Here is a 14387-nt window from a genome sequence, read left to right as displayed (position 1 = left end):
CAGACGCGCGCTACTGCTTCGCGACGAGCGTGAGGACGTCGTACGTCGCGACAGTCTCGTCGTCCTGGTTGCGGATGACCGCGTCCCAGCGGACCTCGCCGTAGTCGTCGGTCTCGCGCGGCGTGATCTGCTTCGCGGTCAGATCGACCCGGATGCTGTCGCCCGGCGACACGGGAGTGAGGAAGCGCAGGTTCTCGAGCCCGTAGTTCGCCAGCACGGGGCCGGGAGCGGGGTCGACGAACAGGCCGGCCGCCCACGACACCAGCAGGTAGCCGTGCGCGACACGGCCGGGGAAGAACGGATTCGCCGCCGCGGCATCCTCGTCCATGTGCGCGTAGAAGGTGTCCCCGGTGAAGTGTGCGAAGGTCTCGATGTCCTGCAGGGTCACCTCGCGGGACGCCGACGCGATCCGGTCGCCGATCCGCAGCTCGCCCAGCGTCTTGCGGAACGGATGGATGCCGGAGCTCACCGCCGTGGCTCCCGCATGCCAGATGCCGGTGATCGCGGTGAGCATGTCGGGGGAGCCCTGGATGGCCGTCCGCTGCATGTGATGCAGGACCGCGCGGATACCGCCGAGCTCCTCGCCGCCGCCGGCACGACCGGGTCCGCCGTGCACGAGACCGGGAAGGGGGGAGCCGTGCCCGGTCGACGACCGCACGTCGTCGCGGTCGAGGAGCAGCACGCGTCCGTTGTGCGCCGCGACCGCTGTCACGAGCTGGGCGGCGAAGGCCGCGTCGTGCGTCGCGACGCTCGTGACGAGGGATCCGCCGCCGCGGGCGACGATGTCGGATGCCTCGGCGATCGTGTCGTAGGTGATCAACGACGACACCGGACCGAACGCCTCGACCGTGTGCGCCGCGTCGGCCGTCGGATCGTCGAAGCGCAGCAGCACGGGCGTGAAGAACGCGCCGTCCGGGGCATCCTGCCCGTCTGCCGCGCGCGCATCCGGCGCAGCGGTCGAGCCGATCACGATCCGCCCGCCGCCGTCGACGAGCTTCTGCACCTGACGCCGCACCTCATCGCGTTGCGCAAGCGAGGCGAGCGGACCCATCGTGACGCCGTCGATGCGGGGATCGCCGAGCACCACCTTGTCGGCCAGGCGGGTTCGGACGGCGTCGATGACCGCGTCGGCCGAGCCGGTCGGCACGATCGCACGACGGATGCCCGTGCACTTCTGCCCTGCCTTCGCCGTCATCTCGGTCACGAGCTGGCGGACGTACGCGTCGAACTCCGGCGTTCCCTCGACCGCATCCGGGCCCAGTACTGAGGCGTTGATCGAGTCGGTCTCCGCGGTGAAGCGCACGCCGCCGGTCTGCACAGCGGCATGCGCGCGCAGCCGCTCGGCCGTCGAGGCGCTGCCCGTGAACGCCACGAGGTCGCCGAGCCGCAGATGCTCGAACAGGTCGGGCACGCTCCCGCTGACGAGCTGCAGCGCGCCGGCCGGCAGCAGGTTGGACTCGACGAGGATCCGCACCATCGCCTCGGTGAGATATCCCGTCGGCGTCGCCGGCTTGATCAGTGTCGGCATCCCGGCGAGGAAGGCCGGCGCGAACTTCTCCAGCGGCCCCCAGACGGGGAAGTTGAAGGCATTGATCTGCACGGCGACACCCGGCAGGCGTGTGGCGATGTGCCGGCCGAGGAACGAGCCGTCCTTCGAGAGCTGCTCGACCGGCCCGTCGACGTACACCTGCTCGTTCGGCAACTCGCGCCGCCCCTTGCCCGAGTACGCGAACAGGACGCCGATTCCGCCGTCGATGTCTACCCACGAGTCGGTGGCGGTGGCCCCCGCACACGCGGAGAGCGCGTAGAGCTCGTCCTTGCGTGCGGTCAGGGCGAGCGCGAACTGCTTCAGCAGCACCGCGCGCTGGTGGAAGGTCAGCCGGCCCAGACTCTGCTGGCCGACCGACCGCGCATGCTCGAGCGCGCCGGCGAGGTCGAGGCCCGCCGTGCTGACCCTGGCGATCTCCTCGCCGGTCGACGCGTCCCGCACGACAGCCGCATCGTCCGCAGTGGCCGGCGTCCACCAGGAATCCCGGATGTAGCTGGGCAGGATGCCGGTCATGATGCGTCCCATCTGTAGAAGCCTTCGCCGCTCTTGCGGCCGAGCCTGCCCTCAGCGACCATCCGTCGCAGGAGGGCGGGCGGAGCGAAGCGCTCGCCGAACGCGGCGCGCAGTTCCTCGGCGATCCCGAGCCGAACATCCAGCCCGACGAGGTCGGTCGTCCGCAGCGGGCCCATCGGATGCCGGTAGCCCAGCTCCATCGCACGATCGATGTCGCCGGCATCCGCGACGCCCTCCTCGAGCATGCGGATCGCCTCCAGCCCCAGCAGGACGCCGAGCCTGCTCGACGCGAACCCGGGGGAATCGCGAACGACGATCGGCGTCTTGCCGATGGCGTCGACGTACGCACGCGCTTGCTCGACGCTAACGTCGGCCGTCGCCCGGCCGATCACGATCTCGACCAGCGCCGAGGTCGGTACCGGATTGAAGAAGTGCAGCCCGAGGAAGCGCTCGGGGCGACTCAGCGCCGAGGCGAGGGCGTCGATCGAGATCGAGGACGTGTTCGTCGCGAGCAGCGCGGCATCGCTCATGACCGCCTCGACACGGGTGAGAGCATCCGCCTTGAGCGCACGATCCTCCGGCACTGCCTCGATCACCAGCTCACGGTCCGAGAAGTCGCCGACGTCGGTCGAGGTGCGGAACTCGGCCGGGCCCGGAGCGATCCGACCGCGCGCCGCCGATCGCGTCAGGAGGTCGCGGATCCGGTCGGCCGCGGCACTCGCCGTCCCCATATCGCGCTCGACGATCGTCACATCATCTCCGGCGAGGAGGAAGGCGTGCGCGATCCCCGCGCCCATCCGTCCACCGCCCAGCACACCGACCCTCACGGACGCCGCCTCTGGGCGAGGAACTCGGTCATCCGACGCATCTTCTCCGGGCTCTCGAACAGCTCGGCCTGCAGCTCGGAGTCGATCCGCGGGTGGTCGGCGCGAGGCGCGCGCAGCGCGGTCTTGGTGTGGCGGATCGCGAGGGGATCGTTGGTGCCGATCCGATCGGCGATCGCGTGCGCCGCGTCCATCAGGGCGTCCGCCGCGTGGATGCCAGTGATCAGGCCGGCGGCCAGTGCCTCGTCGGCCGTCAGGGCGCGGCCGGTGAACAGCATCTCGGCGGCCAGAGCTTCGCCGACCAGTGCCGGCAGTCGCCACGTCGCCCCTGCGGCGGCGAGGATGCCGAGGCCCACCTCGGGGTTTCCGATGCGCAGCGACGGTGCCGCGATCCGGATGTCCGCGGCATACGCGAGTTCGGCGCCGCCGCCGAGCGCGTAGCCGTCGAGTGCGGCGATGACCGGCATCGGCAGCTCGTGGATGCGGACGAAGAGCGCGGCGTTGATGTTCTTCCGGGCGTCGTCCGCCCGCCGTGCGCGCAACTGGGCGATGTCGGCGCCGGCGGCGAACACGCCTCCCGCGCCGGTGAGGATCAGGATGCGGGGGCGAACCTCGAGCTCGGTGCACACGTCATGCAGCGCCTCCACCATCGCCAGGTTGATCGCGTTGCGCTTGTCGGGCCGGTGGAGCGTGGCGATCACGCGATCGTCGCGCCGCTCGATGAGGACCGGTTCGTCCATCACACCCGCTCCAGGATCATGGCCGTGCCCTGTCCGACGCCGACGCACATGGTCGCGAGGCCCCGGGCGGCGTTCTCCCGTTCCATCCGGCCGAGCAGCGTCACGACGATGCGGCATCCGCTCGCGCCGAGCGGATGGCCGAGCGCGATCGCGCCGCCGTCGGCGTTCACGCGGTCATCCTCGATGCCGAGGCGCCGCATGACCGCGAGTGCCTGCGCGGCGAAGGCCTCGTTGAGTTCGATCGCGTCGAGATCGTCGATCGTGAGTCCTGCGCGGGCGAGCGCCTTCCGGGTGGCCGGAACGGGACCGAGTCCCATGACCTCCGGCGCGACGCCCGCGGCGGATGCCGAGACGACCCGCGCTCTCGGTGTCAGACCGTACCGCTCGACGGCGGCTGCGCTCGCGACGACGATCGCCGAAGCCCCATCGTTGAGCCCGCTGGCGTTGCCCGCCGTGACGACCGAGCCGCCCGCGACGACCGGCCGCAGCGCCGCCAGCGCGTCGGTCGTGGTGTCGCGACGCGGAGCCTCATCCACCGAGACAGCACCGCCGACGGTCGGCACCGCGACGATCTCGGATACGAACCGCCCCGCATCGATCGCGGCGACCGCGCGACGGTGGCTGCGCAGGGCGAACGCATCGGCATCCGCTCGGCTGATTCCGTCGAGGCGGGCGACCTCTTCGGCCGTCTCCGGCATCGTGAACGTCGCCTTGTCGCGGGCGGCGAGCCGGGGGTTGGTGAAGCGCCAGCCGATCGACGTGTCGAACGCCTCACCCGGCTTCGCCCATGCACGGGCGGGCTTGGCCTGCACCCACGGCGCGCGGGTCATCGACTCGACGCCGCCCGCGACGACGAGGTCGGCGTCTCCCGCGCGGATCGCCTGCGCGGCCATCGTGATGGCCGATATCCCCGAAGCGCACAGTCGGTTCACGGTGACGGCCGGCACAGCATCCGGAAGCCCGGCCAGCAGCACGGCCATGCGCGCGACGTTGCGGTTGTCCTCGCCGGCCTGGTTGGCGGCGCCGAGGACGACCTCGTCGATATCGGATGCCGGGATCCCCGCGCGTTCGACCGCTGCCGAGACGACCAGGGCGGCGAGATCGTCGGGGCGGATGCCGGCGAGGGAACCGCCGTAGCGGCCGATCGGCGTCCGGACGCCGCCGACGAGGTAGGCCTCAGGCATCAGCGCTCCCTGACATCGTCCTCGATGCGTAATTACCAACCGATCGGTCAGGAATTCAGTATGGCAGGGAGATGAGCCGGGAGCAATCGGTGCCAGACTGGGATCCGTGTCCGATACTCCAGCGCGCCGCGGGCGCCCCGGCTACGACCAGGGGCAGGTCCTCGACGTCGCCGTGCAGGAGTTCATCGCGCACGGATACGACGCCACATCGGTCGCGGCGCTCGCCGACCGGCTCGGCCTGTCGAAGTCGGCGCTGTACCACCACTACGCATCCAAGCAGCAGCTGCTCGAAGTGGCGCTGGAGGAAGCGCTCGGCGGTCTCGAGGGCGTCCTCGCGTCGGCGCAGGGCGCAACCGCGCGCGCGAAGCTCGAATACGTGCTGCGCGGCGCGGTCGGCGTGCTCGTCGAGAAGCTGCCCTACGTCACGCTGCTCCTGCGGGTCCGGGGCAACAGCGATGTCGAGCGGCGTGCGCTCGAACGACGGCGAGTGTTCGATCGCGAAGTGACCGCCCTCGTCAGGGCCGCTCAGGAGGAGGGCAGCGTCCGTGCCGACGTCGACGCGTCGCTCGCCACGCGTCTGCTGTTCGGCATGGTCAACTCGATCGTCGAGTGGTACCGACCGACCGGTCCGGAGGGCGCCGCGGAGCTCGCGGATGACGTGCTGCGCGTCGCCCTCGACGGCCTCAGGCGCTGACGAGCACCGTCTCGTTCAGAGCGCGGCGCACACGCGGCGCGACCTCGCGCTCCTGCAGGACCTCGGGAAGCGACTCGACGTCGCCGAACTCGCCGAGGGCGATCACCGTCGTCGGCACGAAGCGCGCCTCGACACCGGGGAGCTGCTTCAGCGCCTCCGGCTCGAAGCCGCTCATCTGATGCACGACGAGGCCGTCGGCGTGCGCCTGGACCGACAGGTGTGCGACGGCCTGGCCCAGGTCGTACTGCGCGTGGCTGATGGCGTTGCCCTCGGCATCCGTCGTCTCGGCGAGGGCGACGATCGGGACGGCCGCGTTTCCGGCCCAGATCTGGTTGAAGCCGATCAGTCCGGCGTGGATCTGCGCGTGCAGCTCGGATCCACGACGGGCGACGATGAAGCGCCACGGCTGGGTGTTGTTGGCGGAGGGGGTCCAGCGTGCTGCCTCGAGTGCCGACGCGAGCTTGTCCTCGTCGATCGGGGTGGCGTTGTCGAAGGCCCGAGGGCTCCAGCGCTCGGCGAGGATGTCGAGGACGGGGACGGTCGTCTCGGCGGTGCGATCGAGGACAGGAGTGGACATGGATGACCTTTCGGAGTGGGGTTTCGTGCCGACTCCGTCGTCCGCGCCTACGCCAGTCTAAACGCATGCAACTGAATGCATATTCCGAAGGTCACGGAACGAAACAGGGCATCAGTCCTTCGCGCGGAACGTCCACTCGAGCAGCCGGTCCAGGCCGACGTACACATAACCCACGGCGACGAGGGCGATGGTGAGGATGAGGATCTGCGTCGCGACGCCGCCGAGTCCCAGCGTGTCGACGTTCATGAAGGGGTAGGGGTACTTCTTGCCGGGGCCGAACTCGCCGCCCAGCGCACTGAAGGTGAACGCGAACACCAGATAGGCCTAGGGGATGAGCGCCCACAGCAGCGGATCGATCCAGCGGAAGGCGCCCTTGCGCACGAACAGCAGCCAGTCGGCGATGAGCAGGCACGGCGTGATGATGTGGATCAGGTTGTCGGTGAGCGTGAACGGCTCGTAGGTGCCCGGCTGACTGAAGGCGGCCGGAACGAGCACGAAGAGATACACCAGCATGGTGACCGTGATCGCCTCCATCACCGCGCCGCTGAACCGTGCCGACGGCGTCGATGTGCCCCGCGTCCCGTCTCGCCGCAGATCCTGGATCGTCCGGATGATCAGCAGCACCATCCACACCGCGCAGAAGATGTTGCTCATGATCGTGTAAAACAGCAGGCTGCTCCACGACGGAGTGTCGCTGAAAATCCCCGTGACGCGCACGAGCCCGGTGAGGATCAGCATGAGCGCCACGGCGCGGTACCCGAGCGCCAGCGGTCGAAGATCGATCGCGCCCCTGTGGAGGAGAGATCGGCGGTCGGTGCGCACTGCGGCGGTCGTCACGGGTCGGAGCCTTTCGCGGAGGTCGGCGGTACGGCCCAGGGTAGTGGGCCGTACCGCCGGAGCTCAGGCGCGCAACGCCTCGCTGAGCTTGACCCGCGCGCCCATCTTCAGCAGCGAGTTCTCGTAGATCTTCGCCGAGAGCAGCACGACCAGCGCACAGGTCGCGACGAGCAGAGCGAGAGCGACGAGCGGCTCCCACCACGCGGCTTCGCCGAAGAACAGCCGGATCGGCATCGCGACCGGCGCCGAGAACGGCACGTACGACAGGATCGTCATGACCGTCGGGTTCTCGCCGAGGAACAGCACGAGGTAGAACGGCGCCATCACCAGGATCATCATCGGCGTGTAGACCGAGCCGACGTCCTCCTGGCGGGAGACCAGGGATCCGGCCGCCGCGAACATCGTCGCGATCAGCACGAACCCGAACAGGAAGAACACCGCGAACCAGATCAGCGGTGCGCCGAATCCCTGCAGCAGCTCGGTCTGGCCGGTCACGATCAGGCCGATCGCCGCGACCACGACGAGCAGCAGGATCTGCGTGATCGCGAGCAGCGTGTTGCCGATCACCTTGCCGGCCAGCAGCACGCGGGCGGGGATCGCCGACAGCAGGATCTCGATGATCCTCGTCTGCTTCTCCTCCACGACGCTCGTCGCGATGGGAGAGCCGAAGCTCAGCGCGGCCATCATGAACACGATCCCGAAGACCATGCCGAGCAGGTATCGCATGCCGAAGGTCGGTGCGTTCGGATCCAGAAGCTCCACGGTCGGCGCGATCGAGAACGCGCTCACCAGGGCATCCGGAGGGGACTGGTTCGCGATGATGATCACGCCGGTCGGTGCGCTCGAGTCGGCGATGACCGCGGCATCCACGTCACCGGATTCCACCAGCGCCGTCGCGGCCTCTCGGTCGGCGACCTCGGTGACCTCGAACGCGTCGCCCTCGGGCAGGAGCGCGGCGGCCTCGCTCGTCGCGGCGATCGGCGTCGAACTCGTCGTGTTCGAGGCGATTCCCATCCAGATGACGCCGGCGAGCGCCACGATGAGCAGGATGCCGGTGGAGATGAGGAACGCCTTGCTGCGCAGCCGGGTCGAGAGCTCCCGCTCGGCGACCAGCCAGATGCCCTGCGTGGGCGACAGGGTGGGGTGCGCGGTCATCGGACGACCTCCTCGAGTTCGTGAGCCGGTGCGGGCTGGATGACTTCCTTGAAGATCTGGGCGAGCGTCGGCTGCTGCGGTGCGAAGCGGCCGACGTCGCCGCCGTCGAGCGCGCGGCGCAGGACGCGCTGCGCGGTGTCCGGCGCGTCGACGTCGAACACCGCGCTGCCGCCGTCGAAGTCGACGACCGTGACACCCGGCTCGTCCCGCAGCCAGCCGGCGTCGCCCGTGGTCTCCAGCTCCCAGCGCGGGGCCGCGTACTGTCGGCGCAGCTCGTCGCGCGGTCCGGAGGCGCGGATCACCCCGCCGGCGATGATGACGACGTCGTCGCAGAGCCTCTCGACGACGTCCAGCTGGTGCGACGAGAACAGGACAGAGACGCCACGCGCCGCTCGCTCCTGCAGGACGCCGGCGACGGTGTCGACCGCGAGCGGGTCCAGGCCCGAGAACGGCTCGTCGAGGATCAGCACATCAGGGTCGTGGACCAGGGATGCCGCGATCTGCGCGCGCTGCTGGTTGCCGAGGGACAGCGCCTCGATGTTGTCGTTCAGCCGTTCGCCGAGCCCGAGCTCCTCCAGCAGCGCGGTCGATCGGGCCACGGCATCCGTCTTGGTGAAGCCGTGCAGGCGTGCGAAGTAGGCGACCTGCTCGAGCACCTTCATCTTGGGGTACAGGCCGCGCTCCTCCGGCATGTACCCGAAGTTGCGGCGCATCTCAGGGGTCAGCGCGGCTCCGCCGAGCGTGACCGATCCGCCGTCGGAGGTGAGCAGGCCCAGCACGATCCGCATCGTGGTGGTCTTGCCCGCGCCGTTCCCGCCGACGAATCCCGTCAGGTGGCCGCTGGCCACCGGAAAGGTGATGTCGTCGAGCACGCGGCGCTCGCCGAAGCTCTTGGTGATTCCTGTCAGCTGCAGGGTTCCTGTGCTCATGCTCCCACGCTATGAAGAAGCGGATGCCGCGGCATCCCCCCTGGGGAGGACAGCGCGTCCCCCGTCCGACGGGGCTCAGCGGCGAGCGGTCAGGACCGCGCGCACGATCAGTCCGGCGATGAGCGCCCAGAACGCGGCGCTGATCCCGCCGAGCGACAGGCCGGATGCCGCGATGAGGAACGTGACGACGGCTGGCATCCGCTCGGCGGGTTCGGCGACCGCCTGCTGCACGGCCGAGCCGAACGCGGCGAACAGCGCGAGGCCGGCGACGGCCGGGATCACCGCGGCCGGAGCCAGCAGCACCAGCGCGGCGAACGCCGCCGAGAAGCCGCCGAGGACGAGATACGACACCCCGGTCGAGACCCCGGCCACCCAGCGCCTGGCGGGATTCGGGTCGGCCTCGGGCGCGGCGGCCAGCGCCGCGCTGATCGCCGCGAGGTTGATGGCGTGACCGCCGGCGGTCACGCCGACCGCGGTGCCGACGCCGGTGACGAACATCGCCGGGCGCCACGGGACGTCGTATCCGTAACTGCGCATGATGGCGACGCCTGGGACGTTCTGCGACGCCATCGTCACGACGAACAGCGGCAGCGCGACGCCGACGAGCGCCCCGACGGTGAACGTGGGGGCGGTGAACCCGAGGCGCGGGAGGAGCAGTGCGGGATCGACGGCGGCGCCGGTGCGGAACAGGTCGATCGCCACGACGACGGCCGCAGCCACGAACGCGAGCGGCACCGCCCACCGCGGCGCGAGCCGGGCGAACACGAGCCAGGTGAGCACGACCGGCAGGACTCCCCACGGGTTCTCGGCGATCCCGGTGATCGGCGCCAGGCACAGCGGCAGTAGGACGCCGGCCAGCATGGCCTGCGCGATGGATGCCGGGATCCGCGCGATCAGACGCCCGAAGCCCGGCCACAGTCCCGCGAGGACGATGAGCGCCGCGACGACGAGGAACGCGCCGACCGCGGCCGGCCATCCGCCCTCGACCGCACCCGTGGCGGCGAGCAGCGCGGCACCGGGTGTCGACCATGCGGCGGTGATCGGCATCCGGTACCGCCAGGCGAGCACGACGCAGGCGATCCCCATCGTGAGGCAGAGGGCGAGCAGACCGCTCGCCGCCTGAGCGGAGGAGGCCCCGACCGCGCTGAGCCCGGTGAGCACGACGGCGAACGAGCTCGTGAACCCGACGAGTGCCGTGACGATGCCCGCCGTGACGGGTCGCGAGATCGAGACGGCGGTTTCGGTCATGGATGCGAGGCTATCGCGGGCTGCGGCGGCATTCGTCCGCACGGAGCCGTTCACCGGAACCGACGGGGGATTCGGGCGCCTACGTCGCCGCGCGCCGCAGCCTCCCGACTGTCAACGCGGCCAGCACGATCAGGATCGGTATCGACCAGAGAAGAGCCGGCGGGCCGGCGGACATCGCCGCCAGCGCGCCGAAGGACAGCGCTGCCGTCCACAGGACGGCATCCGACTGCCACAGCCAGATCCCGATGGCCGACGCGTCGCCGGCCGGTGTCGGCACCGGCATCATCAACTCGATCGGCAGCGGTCCCTTCGTCGTGTCGTACGCGCGTACCCCGACGATCGTCGCACCGAAGACCGCCACCGCGGCTGCGACGTCGACCCCTGCAGCGAGGGCGACGAGCGCCGGAACGAGGACGGCGCAGAGCAGGGGCCACACCAGGTGCAGCAGGAGCATGCGTCCGGGAGGGAGGCCATGCAGCGCCGGTCGTCCGGCCGCATCGGCGGCCTCGCGGCTTCCATCCATCAATGCGCCGAGAGCGAGGAACGCGACCACGCCGATGCCGATCGCCGCCACCCAGCGCGGACCGCTGTCGAATCCGGACAGCCACGCCCATCCCGCCCCCGAAAGGCCGAGCGTCACGAGCGCGACCCCGAGTCGCAGGGGGGTGCGCACCGAACCGACGACGTCGCGCTGAAGCACGGCGAGAAGCAGGGGGCGACGCAGGGCGATGTGCAACCGCCGCCCGAACGCGGGAAGAGGCCGCGTCCGATCCGCAGCCCCCGCCAGATCGCCCGTGGCCGCGAGCACCGATATGGCCTCCCACCGGATCGCGTGCGTCTCGACGGTCTCGGGGCGCAGCCGGGCGAGCAGCATCGGCAGGACCACGAGGCCGGCGACGGCCGTGATTCCGAGCACGAGAAGTGGTGCGAGCCCGCCCGATCCGTCCCAGAGGGAGGCGAGGGCGGATGCCGGAATCGCCGGCACCCCGGCCGAGGCGGCGACGAGGTGGGCGCCCAGAACGACGGCGAGCATTCCGGCGCCTCGCCGATCGAGCACCTGGGCGGCCAGCCAGAGGGCGACCGCTGCGAGCGAGCACAGGGCGCAGCCCACGGCGAACGCGATGCCTCGATCGACCGCGATGGCGTTTGCGAGCAGGCCGCTGACCGCGAGCATCGCGATGCCCGCACCGATCAGCACCATGCCCACCGCCGCTCTGATCAGGCTGCGCGCCCAGGCGCGAACCGGCGAGATGTCCGATCGGCCGAGGACGGATGCATCGAACGGCGGCGGCGCGATCGGCCCGCGCACCCGGCCCAGCGTCAGAGCGCCGACCCAGAGCAGTCCGCTGACGATCCCGACGATGCGGGGAGCCTCCGGGCGGGTCAGCGCCTCGACCGCCTCGGGCGTCGCCAGCGCCAGCACGATCGTGCGGACGACAGGTACGCCCGCGATGGCGGCGACCAGGATTCCGACGTAGACGAGGTACGCGGCGTCGGCCCGTGTCGGTCGTCCTGCGCGCTCGCGCCGGACCGTGCGCGCGGCGGCGAGCCTGGCGTGTTCGGAGGCGCCGTCCGTCACGATGCGTCGCCGACGGTCAGGACCTCCGCGCCGATCGATCGCACGAGCTTCCCGCTGTGCGTCGCGAGTCCGATCGCGACCCCGGCGGCCATGCGCCGACGCAGCGCCTCGGCCACGAGACCGCGGCGATGCGCATCCAGCCGCTGCTCCGGTTCATCCAGCAGCAGCACTCGGCAGGGCCGGGCGAACGCGAGTGCGAGCGAGAACAGCTGCAGCTGACCGGAGGAGAGCTCGGTGGGGTAGCGCATCGCGAGCGCGGAGATGTCCAACTCCGCCAGTCCGTCGCGGGCCGCTCGTTCGCCGTCGGCGGCCGAGTCGCCCCAGGTCGCTCGGACGAAGCGCAGCTGCTCGACGAGCGTGAGGTCTCGGGCCAGCGGGGGCATCCCGACCATCGCCGCCACGGCCGCACGGTGCCCGGCGCGCCGGATCCGCAGCGGCTCGCCCTCCCATCGCACCTCTCCCGTCGACGGGGGTGTGAGGCCGGCGAGCACCCGCAGCAGCGTCGTCTTGCCCGCACCGTTGGGACCCCGGATCGCCAGCGCGCTCCCTGCAGTGATCGTCGCGGATGTCGTCGGGAGCAGCACCTGCCCGTCGATCGTCACGCCGATCGCGTTCGCGGTGAGCGCCCCGGCCGTCACGCCAGGCCTCCCCGCAGCGCGAGCACGACCGCCTGCACGCGGTCCCGCGCCCCGAGCTTCTGCAGGATCCGCGAGACGTGCGTCTTCACCGTCGCCTCGCCGATGTACAGCCGCGCGCCGATCTCGGCGTTGCTGAGCGCCTCGGCCATCAGCGCCAGCACCTCTGCTTCGCGGTCGGTGAACGGCTCGGCCGGCACCAGGGTCGGGGCTGCGAGATCCTCGCGCCCGAACCGCCGCAGCACACGCCGCGTCACCTCCGGCGCCAGCATCCCGTCGCCTGCGGCCAGCGCCCGCACCGCCGCGACGAGGTCCTCCGGGCCGGCGTTCTTCAGCAGAAACCCGCTCGCCCCGGCATCCAGAGCGGAGAACAGGTAGTCGTCGCGATCGAACGTCGTGACGATCGCGATCGCGGCGTGCGAATCCGGGTCGGCGACGATCCGACGGGTCGCTTCGATGCCGTCCATGTCCGGCATCTGGACGTCCATGCAGATGACACCCGGATCGAGAGCGGATGCCGCGGCCACCGCCTCCGCACCCGTCGACGCCTCGCCCACGACGGTGATGTCGGGCTGGGCGTCGAGGATCGTCCGGAAGCCGGCGCGCAGCATGGCGTGATCGTCCACGAGGAGGACGCGTATCCCGCCGCTCATGCCGGCGCTCCGGCGAGCGACGCCACCAGCGGCACCGTCGCACGGACCCGCCAACCGCCGCGCTCCCGCGGTCCGGACTCGATCGTTCCGCCCGAGGCCGCGGCGCGCTCGCGCATGCCGAGCTGGCCGAGCCCCGCCCGCGTGATGAGCACGTGCCGCCCTGTGTTGACGACCTCGAGTTCGACGGCGGCGTCCGTGTACCGCAGCCGGACGTCGGCGGTGGCGCCCGCTCCCGCGTGACGGCGCGCGTTCGTCAGCGACTCCTGGGCGATGCGGTAGAGATTCACGGCGATCATGGGCGGCACGGGGCGCGGCTCGCCGACGATGTCGTAGGTGGTCGGGATGCCGGCTTCCGTCGCCGCCGCGACCAGCTCGGCGATGTCGTCCACGTCCAGCGTCGAGGCCGTGTCCGCGGACTCCTCGTTCGAGGAGCGCAGCGTCTCGAGCAGGTTCCGCAGCTCGCCGATGGCATCCCGTGCCGAGGCTTCGATCCCCGACAGCAGGCGCTTCGCCTCGCCAGGGTCCGCGTCGATCACGACCCGGGCGGCGCCGGCCTGCACGCCCATCACGGAGACGTGGTGCGCGACCACGTCGTGCAGTTCGCGCGCGATGCGCACCCGATCCAGCGCGACGGCTTGCGCGGCGGTGACCTCGCGCTCGCGCTCGAGGTCTGCGGTGCGCTGTTCGAGGGCGGCCCGCTGCGTCGCGGCTTTCCATGCGCGCTCGCCGAAGTAGTATGCGCCGCCGAAGTAGAGCACGTTCACCAGCAACTGCAGCAGCATGAACGCGATGTACGGGGACATCGCGCCGGCGATGACATCGGCTTCGTCGGCGGTGTCGATCGCGTCGCGGTACATGGTGATGATGAGCCACAGGAACATGCCGGCGATGATCGCCGAGCGCACGATCGTCGCCGCCCGCCGGTTCGTCATCCAGGCACCGACCGTGTACAGCGCGATGAACATCGCGATGTTACCGGCGTACAGCTCGGGGATGCGGAAGGTCACGGCGACGAAGTACGCGGCGGAGACGACGAGCGCCACCTGTGCGGGCCACACACGGCGGAAGGCGAGCGGAGCGGCGAGGACGACGAGATACGGCACAGCGAACGGAAGCGGCGCCTGCTCGTCGCCGTAGATCTCGGAGATCGATGAGAGCACGGCGCTGACCACGCCTGAGACGAAGACGACCGCCGCCAGAAGGAGGTCGTACCGGCGCTGCTGCGGCGTGATCGGGCGGGTCGATGCGGGCATGTGCACCACGCTACGGA

The 14387-nt window shown here is 70.8% G+C and carries 13 protein-coding genes and 1 pseudogene; 1 reads left to right on the top strand and 13 read right to left on the bottom strand.

What is annotated here, in order from left to right:
- Window positions 1–10 precede the first annotated feature (10 nt).
- From paaZ to AC3ANJ_RS17540, 4 genes are read right to left on the bottom strand one after another with little or no spacing between them, the layout of a single operon-like run.
- Window positions 11–2062: a phenylacetic acid degradation bifunctional protein PaaZ gene (paaZ, locus tag AC3ANJ_RS17555; protein WP_488319311.1), complete on the bottom strand. Its 2052-nt coding sequence runs from the start codon at window positions 2060–2062 to the stop codon at window positions 11–13.
- Window positions 2059–2859: a 3-hydroxyacyl-CoA dehydrogenase family protein gene (locus tag AC3ANJ_RS17550; RefSeq protein WP_488319310.1), complete on the bottom strand. Its 801-nt coding sequence runs from the start codon at window positions 2857–2859 to the stop codon at window positions 2059–2061. Before AC3ANJ_RS17550 ends, paaZ begins: the two co-directional genes overlap by 4 nt.
- Before the next feature lie 26 nt (window positions 2860–2885).
- Window positions 2886–3626, bottom strand: a complete 741-nt coding sequence (locus AC3ANJ_RS17545; protein ID WP_488317420.1) for an enoyl-CoA hydratase/isomerase family protein — start codon at window positions 3624–3626, stop codon at window positions 2886–2888.
- Entirely contained in the window at window positions 3626–4810 is a 1185-nt protein-coding gene (locus tag AC3ANJ_RS17540; RefSeq protein WP_488317419.1) for a thiolase family protein, read from the bottom strand. The genes AC3ANJ_RS17545 and AC3ANJ_RS17540 overlap by 1 nt, the downstream gene beginning before the upstream one ends.
- Before the next feature lie 106 nt (window positions 4811–4916).
- Here AC3ANJ_RS17540 and AC3ANJ_RS17535 point away from each other — a divergent pair, with 106 nt between their 5' ends.
- Window positions 4917–5504, top strand: a complete 588-nt coding sequence (locus tag AC3ANJ_RS17535; RefSeq protein WP_488317418.1) for a TetR/AcrR family transcriptional regulator — start codon at window positions 4917–4919, stop codon at window positions 5502–5504.
- On the opposite strand, the gene AC3ANJ_RS17530 is transcribed toward AC3ANJ_RS17535, so the two are convergent.
- The 9 genes and pseudogenes from AC3ANJ_RS17530 to AC3ANJ_RS17490 form a co-directional block, all read right to left on the bottom strand.
- Window positions 5494–6081 carry a nitroreductase family protein gene (locus AC3ANJ_RS17530; protein WP_488317417.1) on the bottom strand — a complete coding sequence of 196 codons (588 nt, stop codon included), beginning with the start codon at window positions 6079–6081 and terminating at the stop codon, window positions 5494–5496. The two genes, AC3ANJ_RS17535 and AC3ANJ_RS17530, sit on opposite strands and share 11 nt — an antisense overlap.
- A gap of 111 nt (window positions 6082–6192) precedes the next feature.
- A pseudogene (locus AC3ANJ_RS17525) lies at window positions 6193–6708 on the bottom strand (Pr6Pr family membrane protein).
- 273 nt (window positions 6709–6981) lie between these two features.
- Complete coding sequence (locus AC3ANJ_RS17520) at window positions 6982–8073, bottom strand: ABC transporter permease (protein ID WP_488317416.1); 1092 nt, start codon at window positions 8071–8073, stop codon at window positions 6982–6984.
- Entirely contained in the window at window positions 8070–9002 is a 933-nt protein-coding gene (locus AC3ANJ_RS17515; protein WP_488317415.1) for an ABC transporter ATP-binding protein, read from the bottom strand. The genes AC3ANJ_RS17520 and AC3ANJ_RS17515 overlap by 4 nt, the downstream gene beginning before the upstream one ends.
- Window positions 9003–9077: 75 nt before the next feature.
- Window positions 9078–10250 carry a benzoate/H(+) symporter BenE family transporter gene (locus tag AC3ANJ_RS17510; RefSeq protein ID WP_488317414.1) on the bottom strand — a complete coding sequence of 391 codons (1173 nt, stop codon included), beginning with the start codon at window positions 10248–10250 and terminating at the stop codon, window positions 9078–9080.
- A 79-nt stretch (window positions 10251–10329) separates the two neighbouring features.
- Entirely contained in the window at window positions 10330–11829 is a 1500-nt protein-coding gene (locus AC3ANJ_RS17505) for a hypothetical protein (RefSeq protein WP_488317413.1), read from the bottom strand.
- On the bottom strand, window positions 11826–12467 hold the full coding sequence (locus tag AC3ANJ_RS17500; protein ID WP_488317412.1) for an ABC transporter ATP-binding protein: 642 nt from the start codon (window positions 12465–12467) through the stop codon (window positions 11826–11828). Before AC3ANJ_RS17500 ends, AC3ANJ_RS17505 begins: the two co-directional genes overlap by 4 nt.
- Window positions 12464–13117: a response regulator gene (locus AC3ANJ_RS17495; RefSeq protein WP_488317411.1), complete on the bottom strand. Its 654-nt coding sequence runs from the start codon at window positions 13115–13117 to the stop codon at window positions 12464–12466. The genes AC3ANJ_RS17500 and AC3ANJ_RS17495 overlap by 4 nt, the downstream gene beginning before the upstream one ends.
- Window positions 13114–14370, bottom strand: coding sequence for a sensor histidine kinase (locus tag AC3ANJ_RS17490; RefSeq protein WP_488317410.1), 1257 nt, complete (start codon window positions 14368–14370; stop codon window positions 13114–13116). The genes AC3ANJ_RS17495 and AC3ANJ_RS17490 overlap by 4 nt, the downstream gene beginning before the upstream one ends.
- Window positions 14371–14387 lie beyond the last annotated feature (17 nt).

The organism is Microbacterium sp. STRO-1N (genome assembly GCF_057748015.1).
The sequence above is the reverse complement of the archived record's forward strand: the minus strand, read 5'-3'. Positions and strand labels throughout refer to the sequence as shown.